11 protein-coding genes are annotated in these 12,156 nt (G+C 60.9%); 3 read left to right on the plus strand and 8 right to left on the minus strand.

All coding sequences use genetic code 11. From position 1 onward, the window contains the following. A complete protein-coding gene (locus tag AC1D06_RS15885; RefSeq protein ID WP_477986964.1) occupies window positions 1-876 on the minus strand; it encodes a branched-chain amino acid ABC transporter permease in 876 nt (291 codons plus the stop codon). 99 nt (window positions 877-975) lie between these two features. Beyond that, complete coding sequence (locus AC1D06_RS15890) at window positions 976-2,322, minus strand: substrate-binding protein (RefSeq protein ID WP_477986965.1); 1,347 nt, start codon at window positions 2,320-2,322, stop codon at window positions 976-978. A 695-nt stretch (window positions 2,323-3,017) separates the two neighbouring features. Here AC1D06_RS15890 and AC1D06_RS15895 point away from each other — a divergent pair. Next, on the plus strand, window positions 3,018-4,268 hold the full coding sequence (locus AC1D06_RS15895; protein ID WP_477986967.1) for a flavin-containing monooxygenase: 1,251 nt from the start codon (window positions 3,018-3,020) through the stop codon (window positions 4,266-4,268). 23 nt (window positions 4,269-4,291) lie between these two features. Here AC1D06_RS15895 and AC1D06_RS15900 read toward each other — a convergent pair whose 3' ends face one another. After that, window positions 4,292-4,876 (minus strand): hypothetical protein, encoded by a 585-nt coding sequence (locus tag AC1D06_RS15900; protein ID WP_477986968.1) that lies wholly within the window; start codon window positions 4,874-4,876, stop codon window positions 4,292-4,294. Between the two features lie 108 nt (window positions 4,877-4,984). Here AC1D06_RS15900 and AC1D06_RS15905 point away from each other — a divergent pair, with 108 nt between their 5' ends. Then, window positions 4,985-5,422 (plus strand): VOC family protein, encoded by a 438-nt coding sequence (locus tag AC1D06_RS15905; RefSeq protein ID WP_477986970.1) that lies wholly within the window; start codon window positions 4,985-4,987, stop codon window positions 5,420-5,422. A gap of 14 nt (window positions 5,423-5,436) precedes the next feature. Here AC1D06_RS15905 and AC1D06_RS15910 read toward each other — a convergent pair whose 3' ends face one another. After that, a complete protein-coding gene (locus AC1D06_RS15910) occupies window positions 5,437-7,215 on the minus strand; it encodes an adenylate/guanylate cyclase domain-containing protein (protein WP_477986971.1) in 1,779 nt (592 codons plus the stop codon). Between the two features lie 106 nt (window positions 7,216-7,321). On the opposite strand from AC1D06_RS15910, the gene AC1D06_RS15915 reads away from it, so the two are divergent. Beyond that, the gene (locus AC1D06_RS15915; protein ID WP_477986973.1) at window positions 7,322-8,521 is read left to right on the plus strand and encodes a hypothetical protein; all 1,200 of its coding nucleotides are present in this window, start codon (window positions 7,322-7,324) and stop codon (window positions 8,519-8,521) included. Between the two features lie 100 nt (window positions 8,522-8,621). Here AC1D06_RS15915 and AC1D06_RS15920 read toward each other — a convergent pair whose 3' ends face one another. The 4 genes from AC1D06_RS15920 to AC1D06_RS15935 all read right to left on the minus strand — a co-directional run bounded on the left by AC1D06_RS15920 (window position 8,622) and on the right by AC1D06_RS15935 (window position 11,699). Beyond that, window positions 8,622-8,957, minus strand: coding sequence for a hypothetical protein (locus AC1D06_RS15920; protein WP_477986974.1), 336 nt, complete (start codon window positions 8,955-8,957; stop codon window positions 8,622-8,624). Window positions 8,958-8,980: 23 nt separating this feature from the next. After that, window positions 8,981-9,430 (minus strand): hypothetical protein, encoded by a 450-nt coding sequence (locus tag AC1D06_RS15925; protein ID WP_477986975.1) that lies wholly within the window; start codon window positions 9,428-9,430, stop codon window positions 8,981-8,983. Window positions 9,431-10,048: 618 nt separating this feature from the next. Further along, window positions 10,049-10,738 carry a C40 family peptidase gene (locus AC1D06_RS15930; RefSeq protein ID WP_477986976.1) on the minus strand — a complete coding sequence of 230 codons (690 nt, stop codon included), beginning with the start codon at window positions 10,736-10,738 and terminating at the stop codon, window positions 10,049-10,051. A 31-nt stretch (window positions 10,739-10,769) separates the two neighbouring features. Beyond that, window positions 10,770-11,699, minus strand: coding sequence for a hypothetical protein (locus AC1D06_RS15935; protein WP_477986977.1), 930 nt, complete (start codon window positions 11,697-11,699; stop codon window positions 10,770-10,772). Window positions 11,700-12,156: the final 457 nt, after the last annotated feature.

Here is a 12,156-nt window from a genome sequence, read left to right on the forward strand (position 1 = left end):
TCATTCTCTGCCCTGGCTGCCGAGCAGGCCGCGAGGGCGCAGCACCAGCACCAGCGTCATCGCCGCAAACAGCATGACATAGGCGTAGCCGGGGTTGACCATGGATGTCAGGCTGATGATTTCGCCGGCAATCAGACCGCCCAGCACCGCGCCCGGAAACGAGCCGACGCCGCCGATCACCACCACGACGAAGGTTTCGACCAGGATGTCGTCGCCCATGCCCGGCGTCAGCGACACGACGGGCGCGTTGATGATGCCGGCAAAGCCGGCGGCCATGGCGCCGATGCCGAAGACGATCATGAACACGCGGTGGACATTGATGCCGAGCGAGGAGACCATGACGGAATCTTCGATGCCGGCGCGCACGATCATGCCGAGGCGCGAGCGATAGAGAACCAGAAACAGGATGATCAGCGCCACCGCGACAATGCCAACCACGGCCAGGCGATAGGTCGGGTAGAGCATGAAACCAAGTGGCGTAATGCCCTGCAACAGCGGCGGCGGCGGCACCATTTTGGAATCGCTGGAGAAGAAGAAGCGGACGATCTCGACAAAGCAGATGCCGATGCCGAAGGTGACCAGAAGCTGGTCTTCATCCGGGCGGTCATAGAAGTGGCGGATGACCAGCCGCTCCATCAGAAGACCGACGATCATCACGAACAGCGAGCCGGCGATCACCGCGACGACGAAGGAGTCGGTATATGTGTAGGCCACATAGCCGGCATAGCCGCCGAGCATGAACATTGCGCCATGTGCGAGGTTCAGCACGCCGAGCGTGCCATAGATGATCGTCAGACCCGAAGAGATGAGCGCCAGCAGCGCCCCGAGCGCAAGGCCGTTGAACAGTTGCGAGACGAAATTAGCCCAATTGATCATAACGGCTTACCGGATCCCCTTGTCGTTCGCCCGGCCCCTCGATGGGGCGGGCAGGTAGCGCGGGCGGCAGGGCCGCCCGGCCCGCTTCGATCCGATAGGTCACATATAGTCGCCAAGCTTGCAGCCGAAGGCATCCGGCTTCTGCATCAGGCCTTCGCCGGGCACGATCTCGACGATGTCGTAATAATCTTCCTTGTTCTTCATATCCGCGGCCTTCTTGCCTTTGACGATCATCACGGGCCGGACGCACTGGTGGTCTTCGGGACGATAATGGACATCGCCGGTCAACGAAGGGATCGTCTCGCCCTTTTCATAGGCCTTGATCACATCCGGCGGATAGAAGCTGCCGGCCTCTTCGACCATATGCGCCCAATGGGCGAAGCTGACATAGGCGTTTTCCGCCCCCCATTCCGGCTTGTAGCCGTATTTCTTCTCGAATTCGGCGTTGAACATCTTGGCGAGCGGGAACTTGTCCTCGACCGTCCACCAATATTCGGTGGCAGCGTAGACGCCTTCCATCAGGCCGCCGGTTTCGCGCGCCAGGAACGGCACCTGGTAGGGCACGACGAGCTTCATCTTGTCGAGCACGCCGAACTGCTTGGCCTGCTGCATCGACAGCACTGCATCGTGACCCCAGTTGACGTTGACCAGCACATCGGCGCCGGAATTGGCGACATTGAGCAGATAGGACGAGAAATCGGGCGTACCGAGCGGCGAAACCTGGTTGGTCACGGTCGTCCAGCCGGCGTCGGCGGTCTTGTCCTGCATCGACTTGGTGACGGTATGGCCATAGGTATAGTCCGGCGTCATATACGCCACCTTCATATTCTTGCCGAACTCCTTGATAACGACCGGCGCGATAGCCGAGGCGGCGGTCTGGCCAAAGAAGTTCTGGCGCACGCCGTAGCGCACGCAATCCTTGCCGGTCGTGTCGTTGGAGCCGGAGATGCCGCAGACGAACAGAACCTTTTCGCGTTGCGCCAGCTTGTTGAGCGCGACTGCGACGGCGCTCGACGTGCCGCCGGTGATCATCACAGCCTTGTTCTCGCTGATGAAGCGCTGCTGCGCCTGCACCGCCTCGTTGGGCTTGGCGGCGGAATCGGCGACGCCGAGCTTCACCTGCTTGCCGAGCACGCCCTTGGTGGTCTTGGGCGAGAATGCCTTGATCAGCTCGTGGCCGGAATTGATATGGTCGATGGCGAGCTGGTAGCCCTTGAGCTCATCCTCGCCCTGAACCGCATAGGTTCCGGTGCGCGGCACCGATGCGCCGACAAACACGGTGTCGCCCTGCGATCCGGCAGGCCAGGTGCCGATGGCGGGCTTGTCGTCAGCGAAGGCGGATCGGGCAAAACCCATGGGAAGCATCGCCGCGCCGGCCATGCCCGCGCCGGTCAACAGGGTCTGGCGACGGGTCCAGATGGCGGGTTGCTTTATGCTGTCAGACATTCAAGTTCCTCCCTTGCCTTTGCGGCGCACTTTGGCGGTACACGGTTTCATATGAGGAGAGCTCCCGCGACGGCATGGCCACGCTCAACGGCGCGGTCGACGTCGTACGATCCGGATCGGCTCCTCCAACCCGTTCCGGATGCGGACGTGAAAGCGATCGCGCTGACCGCTTCCTGAATTCGAGCTGATCTGGAACTCGGACGAGTTCCAATGCAGGCGCTTGCAGTTTTGCTGGTCTTTTTGACCAAACGCAAGAAGTTTGTTGGCCTTGCAAGGCCTTGGCAGGAGAGGTGCGTAAGGGCCTCGATCCCGATTGCCGACGACGATCCGCTTCCCTCAGCGCGGGGACGAGCGAGCAGGCCGGACCGCTCAAACCGGTTCATTCGCACGTCGCAATTGGGCCTATATCGCACGATCACCTCCTGCTTTGGTCGCTCCCACCCGCTCTGCATTGCAGGGCGGCGCGCAATGTGCGCCCGGCTTCACCCGTGGGCGAGAGCGGCTCTACAGGATGCCTGGTGTGCAACGAGACTCCTGCGAGGCTTCGAACGCGGTGCAGGCCGGAATGTTCCCGCAGCGGCCGCGATGGCGCCGGTCCGGTCGACGAATTTGCGGGACCGGCAATGTCGGCCATTTGCACTTTGGTGTATGCTCGCGCGCGTCTGGGGATGAGCGGCAGCACGCGAGGGGGACGCATGGGCGGGATTCTGGACGCGGTTGTCATCGGTGCGGGGTCCGCGGGGCTTGCTGTCAGCTATTTCCTGCAGCGACAGGGCCTGGCGCATTGCGTTCTCGAGCGTGGCCGGGTGGGGGAGACATGGCGCGTGCAGCGCTGGGACTCCTTCCGGCTGAATTCGACCAATATCCGCTCGATCATGCCCGGCGACAGCTATGACGGACCGGACCCGTGGGGCGCGGTCACGCATCACGAATTCGTCGCCTATCTGGAGGATTATGTCGCACGGCACGGCTTGCCGGTGCGTCAGGGCGTGGCGGTCGAGCGGCTGGATCGGGCCGACGGGATTTTTCAGGTCACCACCGGTGGCGACATGCTGCTGGCCAGGACGATCGTGATTGCCACCGGCAACCAGAGCCGCCAGCTGCGGCCGCCCTTTTCCTCAGATTTGCCGGTAGGTGTTTTTCAGCTTGATTCCTCTGCCTATCGCAACCCTTCCCAACTGCCTGATGGTGCGGTTCTGGTGGTTGGCAGCGGCCAGACGGGCGGCCAGATTGCCGAGGATCTGGTCGAGGCCGGACGGCGGGTGTTTCTGGCGACGAGCCGCAACGGCCGGCTCGTGCGTCGCTACCGGGGCGGCGACATGTTCAACTGGCTGACGCTGTCGGGTTTTGCCGACGTCCCGCGGCGGGACATTATCGACAAATACGGCCGCCTGCCGGCGCGCCCCTTGCTCGGCGCCACCCATACGATCAGCCTGCAATCGCTGAGCGCCCAAGGCGTGGTGCTGCTCGGCCGATTCCATGGGGTTGTCGACGGCCATCTCCTCTTCGGCGACGAGCTCGGCGATCACATGCGCTTTGCCGACGAAGCCTCGGCGGAGGTGAAGCGGGTGGTCGACGCCTATATCGAGCGCGCCCGGCTCGATGCACCGCCGGCCGAGGATGATCCGGCCGAGATGGTCGCGCCGCGCCTCGCAGACCCGCCGATCCGGTCGCTCGATCTCGCAGAGAGCGGCATCGCCTCGGTCATCTGGTGTACCGGCTTTTCCGGCGACTTTTCCTGGCTGACGCTTCCGGGTGCGCTCGATGCGTCAGGCCAACCCATTCACGACGATGGCATAGGCATGGTTCCCGGGCTCTATTTCGCCGGACTGGATTACGCCCTGACGCGAAAGTCGGGCACCGTACCGGCCATCGCCGAGGAAGCGGGCAATCTGGTGGATCTTCTCGTCAAACAGCGGGTGGGTTTGCAGCCGGGGACGGGTTAAGTCTGCCCCTTTTCCGGCGCGGCTTACGAGAACGGCACATGCGGGTCCTGCAGCAGGTAGAATGTCGGCACAGGCGTGGTGTCGGTGATGAAGAAGCCGAAGCGGGCGCGGTCCTGGGGATCGACATGGCCCTCCTTGAAGCGCAGCCGGTCAAAACTCTCGAAATGGTTCTCGAAAGCGTCAAAATGGTCCGACGAGATCATCGAAGGATCGGGATTGACCTGGTTGAACGACAGGCCGTCGTAAAAATCGCTGGGCTTGTCGCGGATCTCCTGCAGTTCGAAGTCGAACTCGATCCAGGCCAGCCCGCTTTTGTTGACCGCGACGACGCTGATGTGAAAATCCCCCTCGGGCATGTCGCGCGGGCCTGCCGCCGGTGCTGCCCGGATCACCAGCGTCACGGGATCGGCCGAATAGAGCTCCTCGCGGATTTCGATCGGGTCCTCCAGCGTGCCGGTGCCGGATGCGGCCAGGATGCGGAAGCCGCCGAGCTCGTCGGAGAAGGAATAGTTTCCGGCATAGAAGCGACCGTCGTCCGCCGGCCCGGCACTGGTGAGCGCCAGCGTCGAGAGCAGCAATGCTGCCAGGATCATGAGGCGACGCATCATGGTTCGGTCCCCCGCATGTGAGTATCGCAGCTATGCGGGGAAATTCAAGCGGCAGAGCGGGTGGCCATTGCCGATTGAGTTCGCGACGAAAGCTTGTAGATTGGCTACATGGCGCTCAAACGGATGGACAATATCGGCATCGTCGTCGAGGACCTCGAAGAGACGATCGATTTCTTTCGCGACCTCGGCCTCGAACTCGAAGGGCGGGCCACGATCGAAGGCGAATGGGCCGGACGCGTCACCGGCCTGGGCGACCAGCGCGTCGAAATCGCCATGATGCGCACCCCGGATGGACTGAGCCGGCTTGAGCTGTCTCGATTTCTCACGCCTGATGTCGTCGAGGATCACCGGAACGCGCCGGTGAATGCGCTGGGCTACCTGCGCGTCATGTTTGCCGTGGACGATGTCGATGAGACGCTCGAAAGGCTGCGTAGGCGTGGTGCGACGCTCGTGGGCGAGGTTGTCGACTATAGGGACGTCTATCGGCTCTGCTACATCCGTGGGCCCGGGGGGTTGCTTATCGGGCTGGCCCAGGAGCTCGGCTGAGCGCTAGTCAGCGCTCACTGCGCTGCCACCCCGCTCACCGCCACAGTCTCCTCCGCCTCCGCCCCCGCTCTCACCAGCCCTTCACGCACATGCTGCGCATCGGCTGCCTCAGCAAAATGCAGCGTACCCAGAAACGCCTCCAGCCCGAAATCCGGCGCCAGCGCGCGGACCTTGCCGATATGCGCCGCGGCGGCAACGCCGTCGCCGAGCCAGCCATAGCAGGCGGCGACGAAGGCGTGTTGGGTGTGGTCCATGGCCGAGAGATGCATGAAGGCTTCGATCGCCTCGCCATATTGGCGGGCGGCGAAATGGGCCTTGCCGAGATGGCTCCAGAACCGTTCGGGGTGATGCGGGTTGAGCCGCATGGCCTTGCGGATCCACTCGACCCCTTCTTCGGGCCGTCCCAGCCAGGTCAGAAGCTCGCCCTGCTGCACCACGACCAGATCATAGTTGGGATTGAGGGACAGCGCGCGCTCCTGGTGATAGCGCGCCGTCGTCAGCGCATTGTTGTTGACATTGACGGCAGCCAGGATGCGATGCACGTCGGCGTCATTGTCGTCGAGCGCAAGGGCCTGTTCCAATTCGGCAGAGATCTGGCCCCAGAGCGCGTCCTTGTCGCCACACCAGCCGTTGACCCAGCACTGGCCGAGGATGCAGGCGCGCCAGGCATGCGCATGGGCATAGTTGGGATCGAGCGCCAGCGCCCGGCTGATCAGCTCCTGGGCCTGGGCATTGTCGGCGGCGGTGCTGCGGTGATGCAGCACCTTGGCGGTCAGCGCACATTCGTAGGCCGCCATATTGGCCGGCTTGGTGCGGGCAAGCTGGTCGCGCTGGGCGGCCTCGACGCGGCCGGGCAGCGTGGCCGAGATCGCCGACGTCACTTCGTCCTGGATGGCAAAGATATCGTCCAGCTTGCGATCGTATTTGTCGGCCCAGATAYGGGAATCGTTGACGGCGTCGATCAGCTGCACCGTCACCCGCACCCGGTCGCCGATTTTTCTGACGCTGCCTTCGACCAGATATTGGGCGCCGAGTTTTTCGGCCACTTCGCGCACATTGACCGGCTGGTTCTTGTAGACGAAGCTGGAATTGCGCGAGATGACGAACAGCTCGTGGCGGCGCGACAGCTCGGTGATGATATCCTCGGTCAGGCCGTCGGCGAAAAATTCCTGCTCGGGGTCGCCGCTCATATTGTCGAAGGGCAGCACGACGATCGAGGGTTTGGAGACCGCCCGCTTGGCGCTCGCCTCTTCCGCTGGCGGCGCCGGCAGCACGCTCGCGTCTATCCCGACGCGGTAGAGGCGCACCGGGCGGCTGATATTCTTCAGCGTCTTCTCGCCGAGGTCTTCGAGGGAAACCTCGACGCGGCCGGAAATCTGGTTCGCCACCGCCGCCGTGACGCAGATGCCGCCGACATCGGCCAACTGTTCGACGCGGGCCGCGATGTTGACGCCATCGCCAAAAATGTCGTCGTCCTCGAAAATGATGTCGCCGAGATTGATGCCGATCCTGAATTCGATGCGCCGGTCCGGGGCCAGGTCGGAATTGCGCCGCTTCATGCGCTGCTGGACTTCCACGGCGCATTTGACCGCATCCGTCACGCTCTGGAATTCGACCAGCATGCCGTCGCCGGTCGTCTTGATGATCCGGCCGCCATTCTTGGCGATGACCGGGTCGATGAGCTCGATACGATGCGCCTTGAGGCGCGCCAGCGTGCCGGCCTCGTCCGCTTCCATCAGTCGGCTATAGCCCGCCATATCGGCGGCCAGGACTGCGGCAAGTCTCTGCTTCATCGATTTGCCAACCAAAAAGACGGCTATTCCCGGGCTGGGAGAGAGCCTTCGCGGCATTTTAGCGCAGGCCGGGGCAATCGCCTAACTAAATTAGGATGAGGTGGAATTGGGCTGCGCCATCTGCCGCTGCGGCCATGCAAGGATCGCTGAGGCGGTTCTGCGTCACGACGTCGAGCAGAACCGTGACCAGGCAGTTTTCGTGGTGGCCATTGGGGCGAAACGTTGGCGGCTCTATTGTCACTATGCCGGCCTCCATGCGCGTATCGTTTCGCGGGGACGAAAGCGTCTGCGAAATCGGTACAGCTTTAGCGAGTTGTCAAACGCTATCTTTGTCGTTTTCGGTCATTGCTGCCCGAATGGCCGCGCAACCGTGCATTTTGATGATGTGCCGGCAGGAAGCAACGATTGGATCGGAGAACGCGTGAGCCAGGCCAGCTCTTCCGGTGATTGGACAACAGAGGTGATCAAATACCTCAAGCGGAACATTCCGGAGGACAGGTACCTGCCGGACCCCTCCAGACGGGCATGGTCCCACGCGTTTATGACGGCTTGGCAGATAGGCTGCGAGGCACTGGCCAAGCTTGGCGTGGCCGATGAGTTTGACGGCGGAGCGATCGCACGGACAAATCCGGAATTGCCGGACCCTTTGCCGAGATGGGACGATATCTGCGTCGCCGTCCTCGGCCTGGCCAATCATTTTGGCCACCTGAAATATCCCCCTTCCCACCCCCATGCCGCAACCGCGCCCGACGTTGGCGGATTCCTTGTCGGCAAGGAACTTGTTCCCGTTCTCGAGGCGCTTGGCCTGGCGAAGGGCAGCTCTGTCACAAAGGCTGCGGAAACGATCTTCTGGCGCGAAGGCTGGTCGGGCAGGGTCGACGTCACACGCGATCCGCGGTTTACGCAGGCTGTTGCGACGGCGTGCGAAACGATCCCTGCTGATATCCGTGCCGAGATGGACCGCCTGGTAACGATCACCGAGGACGACGTCGCCAAGGCATTGGTGYGATATAACGCCGTGCAGGAACGAAACCGCGACAGGGAGCTTCAACGAAACCCCGAAAGCGCCGCTCGGAGGACTTACAAGCCCATCACGGTCGAAGACGCGCGCAAAAACCTGGAGTCTTTTCGGGCGGGGGAGCTCGACTGGCTCTTCTTCCGGCGCTGGCGCCTTGCCGATGGATGGTTGAGYGGCAAGGAAGCGGAAAGGGCGCTGGAAATCTTCCACGACAGTCTGGCGATCAGGATGAGGCGGGCTGTGGTGAGCGGGCTCTATGATGGGCTGGTGCTTGGCGACGGCAGGTGAATATCGACGCCGTTTCCGGCGAAAGCCCCCTGAAGCCGCCTACATTTCATCGCCACCATGACCGTAACGGAACTTCATCCCCTCGTTCTTCACCCGGCCTTCAACCAGCATCAGAAACGCCTCCGCACTGGGGATCGGCAAGTGCCGAAGCCTGAGGATGAGCAGAACATTCTCCAGCGGCGTGTCCGGATGCCTGATCTGGAACGCCTCGCTTGCCGCGACGGCCATGCAGTCTTCGATTTTTCTTTCGAGGACATCCAGATGAAACGCGACAATCTCGTCGTCCGACCATGCGTGAAAAAGCCAGCGCCTGCTCGGCCGCCCAGGGCAGCGTGTCGTTGATGATTATCCGGACATGTCTGTCCTTATAGGGAAATTCCACGACGACCTCGGCAATGCCTTCGAAGGTCGCGCGGTCAATTTCCTTGAGTGTCATGGTGATATCGCGCGGCTCGCGCGTCAGATGCCGTCGATCAGCAGATAGGGATAGCGTTCGATCGCCACCCGTACCCGTTCCTCGAACTGGTCCAGGAATGTCAGCAAGGCCTTTCGATGGAACTTGCGTATCGGCGGCATGAATCCAGCGTAGAGCACGTACCTTTTGACAATTGTCGTCAGGCGCGCATTGCCTTTGACGTCACGCCTCAGTTCATGGAATCGAGGCAGGATATCGAGCCAGGTGTCTTTCGCGACCCAAGCGGTGCCCCAGTGACGATAATTAGTGGTCCAATCCGAGAAGGAACGGGCCACCAGGCCCTCGATGAACAGAAACGCTTCTTCTCGTACGTTGAATGCGTCCGGGCCAAAACGATCGTAGTCATCTTCGCCGCAAAAGTCGTGATCGCATGGGATGAAATAGAAGGTGAGCCCGCCGCGCGGCTCATCTGCAATTCTGAAGTTGATGGACATTTGGGAAAGCGGGCAACGCGTGCCGCATTTGGAGAGTGACTGCCTGTGATAGCAGCGAGGCTGCTAGATATCAACTCGTCCATTGCGAGCATAAGAGGGGCTGATTAACATCTTTGGCTACAGACAGTTCGAAGTCAGTTCATACGCCGACAGCGGTCATGGGCTGTGCGTTGATTGATGACCGACATGGGGCCGAGCAGTCGGACTGACAGCTTTCGGACAAAGCGCTTCCGAAGCTGACGTTTGGGAAGACAAAGTCATCCACACTGCCGCCCGCTCCCCCAGCCAAGCGGGCAGAATGCCCCTCGCGTCGGCATCGATTTAGAACTGAAACGGTCAACCACCATGGATCTGTCGCTGATAGTTGGACCGCCTACGAACGTGCCGATCTTGATCCTCACCAGATCGCATCCTTGCAACTTGCGGTCGATTGCAAGGTCGAAGATTTGGCATGCGCGCCGCCTGCACGTGCATTGCACGACCAAGCTTCTAAAAGGACCGAGCCTCAGCCCGACGATAGGAGGGATGCGAGCCATGGGGGGTGCACCAAAGGCCTGCTCGCAGCCTCGACATATGACCGCTTCTGTTGGTGCTGACGCGCTTTCAATCCGTCGTACTTTATTCACAATCCGACAGGGCGTCGATGTCGACCCAACGGGTAACTGTCCGAGTCGGATCGTCCGACGGAACGGAAGCTCCAGAGGGAACGAGATATCCGAGAAGCCATCCAAATGTGGGGTCCTCGTAAAGATGTTTCGGCGAATAGACCTCGGGCGGATAGGCGACTTGTGCGGTCTCGTCGATTATGCCGACTGCCTCGTAGCAGGCTGTCACGAACCCTGAGCAGAAGTAGGAGCCAGCGGCAAGTTGCTCCACTGTTTTGAACTCACCGTAGTTAGCACCGATAATGGCCATCTGGTTGTCGAAGAATTTCTGACTGGCGTCGGAGAAGCATACCAGCCCGCGCTTATGGAACGGTACGCCCGCCCCAGCAACTTTCTGCGCGAACTCGTAAAGTTTGGCGATTCTCTCCTGCCCCCATCCGCACTGGCTTCGCATTACCGCGGCGTACATGCTACCTTCAAGTGATGTGTCGAGTGGATTTATCATCACGCCATTCGGCGTCATAGCCTCGGCTATCTCGTTCTCTCCAAGATAGATCGCTGCGTGCGTGTATGGACTGTCCGTGACCTGTGATATCCGCTTCTCGTTCTCATTGGGCCTCAGAGGCCGGTACAGCAGGACATCGCCTGGCAGGAGGTCGCCGAAGGTTATTGTCGGCAGCGTGTCGGTCGGAACGTCATTCATAGAGCCACCAGCCTCCTCGTCGTCGTTGCAGTCAAATCACATTTCTAGAAAGCAGCTCTTGGCTCTCGCGCTGATGAGCCGCAACGATCTCGCGACGGTCGCTTTCCCCCTGTTCGCCGGAAAAGGTGGCGATGACTCTTGCGGTTAGTCGAAGTGGGCCCGTTGCGGCCTCAAGTTGTGCCCTCCCAGCGGACGTGAGAAGCAGTAGCTGCCCTGTTCCAAACCTCTCCGCGTCATACTGCGTCTTCTGCTTGGTACCTTCCACCCATCGAATCGTTCTGGCAACGAGTTTTCCGTAAGCGTCAGAGAACTCAAGCGGATTAGTATCAGAGCGTCTCCAACTGAGGTCTCGCGCAGCAAAGGGACAAATGGTGATGGTCTCGTTGCGGAAGTCGCCAAAGAGATTGCCGGGAATGCGGCAAACGAGCGGACTTTCGGCTCGCTTGTACATTGGCCGGAGATCGTCGTGAGAGAACAGCCGAGGCAGTCCTCCGATACCTTCTGTCACATCAACATAGCTAGGCAGGCTTGTGCGGTGAACGTCGGCGGAAGAGCGAACTGCCTGGACCAAAAAGTAGGAATCTTCCGCTAGGATGAACTCGCCGGGCAATAGCGTGGACCGCAGCGTGCTCTCGCACTGTTCGAGCCACTGATCGCCTTCGATTCCGCCATACTTCCGTTTGGTCACCTCCGGCCATTCCAGCCAGCTCGGCCTTGGACTATCCTCAGGTAGTGTGTCAGAAATAGACGGCCCGCCCATTTCATCCCAGAGCGAGTGAAACACGTTTGGGTCGACCGCACCGGCGCGCTCCAATTCACGCACAACTTTTCCAAATGCTCGGAGGCATGACGAGGCCATCGGGCGCCGATAAGCGAACTGCAGATGCAGTCGGCGAAGTTGTCCTAGAATCTCGTCTTCTACACCCGGTCCGAATGCCGATTTCCCACCTTCCTTGCTCATGAAGCTCGCACACCGTCTGCGCAGTAGCTCCAAAGGCACGTAAGTAGCATCCGAGATGAGACGAAGAGGACCTCTTAGCATCGACGTCCATGTCCACGGGTCATCCGACCAAACCGGTCGCTGTCCTGACAGAAGGCCGGGGGGCGGATCGAAATTGCTCGCTTGGTCCGAGTCCGATGGCAAAAGCGTGTAGAAGGCAGGCAGATCGGTTTCGGGAGCGTCGTCCATTTCCTCGCCGATATCATGTAGCACCTTTCGTCCAATTGCCGAGACGATAAAGTCGTCATCTCGCACTAGTACCTCTGCACAGAGGATTTGACGGTTTGGTTTGGCTGCAATGTTGGCAGGCAGTTGTGGTGGATGAGTAGTTCGACACTGCGTGCGATGCGTGGCTGCCTGCGGATCAGGCCGTTGCTTTCGAGCGTGAGCAGCATCTGGTGGACGGATGGCGGGGTGA

It is taken from the genome of Rhizobium sp. P2_G2 (genome assembly GCF_056403555.1).

Excerpts from the sequence above, each read along its gene's own strand:
- AC1D06_RS15905 (WP_477986970.1), top strand. The coding sequence starts at position 4,985 with ATGGCGCTCAAACGGATGGACAATATCGGCATCGTCGTCGAGGACCTC.
- AC1D06_RS15890 (WP_477986965.1), bottom strand. The coding sequence starts at position 2,322 with ATGTCTGACAGCATAAAGCAACCCGCCATCTGGACCCGTCGCCAGACC.
- AC1D06_RS15895 (WP_477986967.1), top strand. The coding sequence starts at position 3,018 with ATGGGCGGGATTCTGGACGCGGTTGTCATCGGTGCGGGGTCCGCGGGG.
- AC1D06_RS15920 (WP_477986974.1), bottom strand. The coding sequence starts at position 8,957 with ATGACACTCAAGGAAATTGACCGCGCGACCTTCGAAGGCATTGCCGAG.
- AC1D06_RS15930 (WP_477986976.1), bottom strand. The coding sequence starts at position 10,738 with ATGAATGACGTTCCGACCGACACGCTGCCGACAATAACCTTCGGCGAC.
- AC1D06_RS15885 (WP_477986964.1), bottom strand. The coding sequence starts at position 876 with ATGATCAATTGGGCTAATTTCGTCTCGCAACTGTTCAACGGCCTTGCG.
- AC1D06_RS15925 (WP_477986975.1), bottom strand. The coding sequence starts at position 9,430 with ATGTCCATCAACTTCAGAATTGCAGATGAGCCGCGCGGCGGGCTCACC.
- AC1D06_RS15900 (WP_477986968.1), bottom strand. The coding sequence starts at position 4,876 with ATGATGCGTCGCCTCATGATCCTGGCAGCATTGCTGCTCTCGACGCTG.
- AC1D06_RS15935 (WP_477986977.1), bottom strand. The coding sequence starts at position 11,699 with ATGAGCAAGGAAGGTGGGAAATCGGCATTCGGACCGGGTGTAGAAGAC.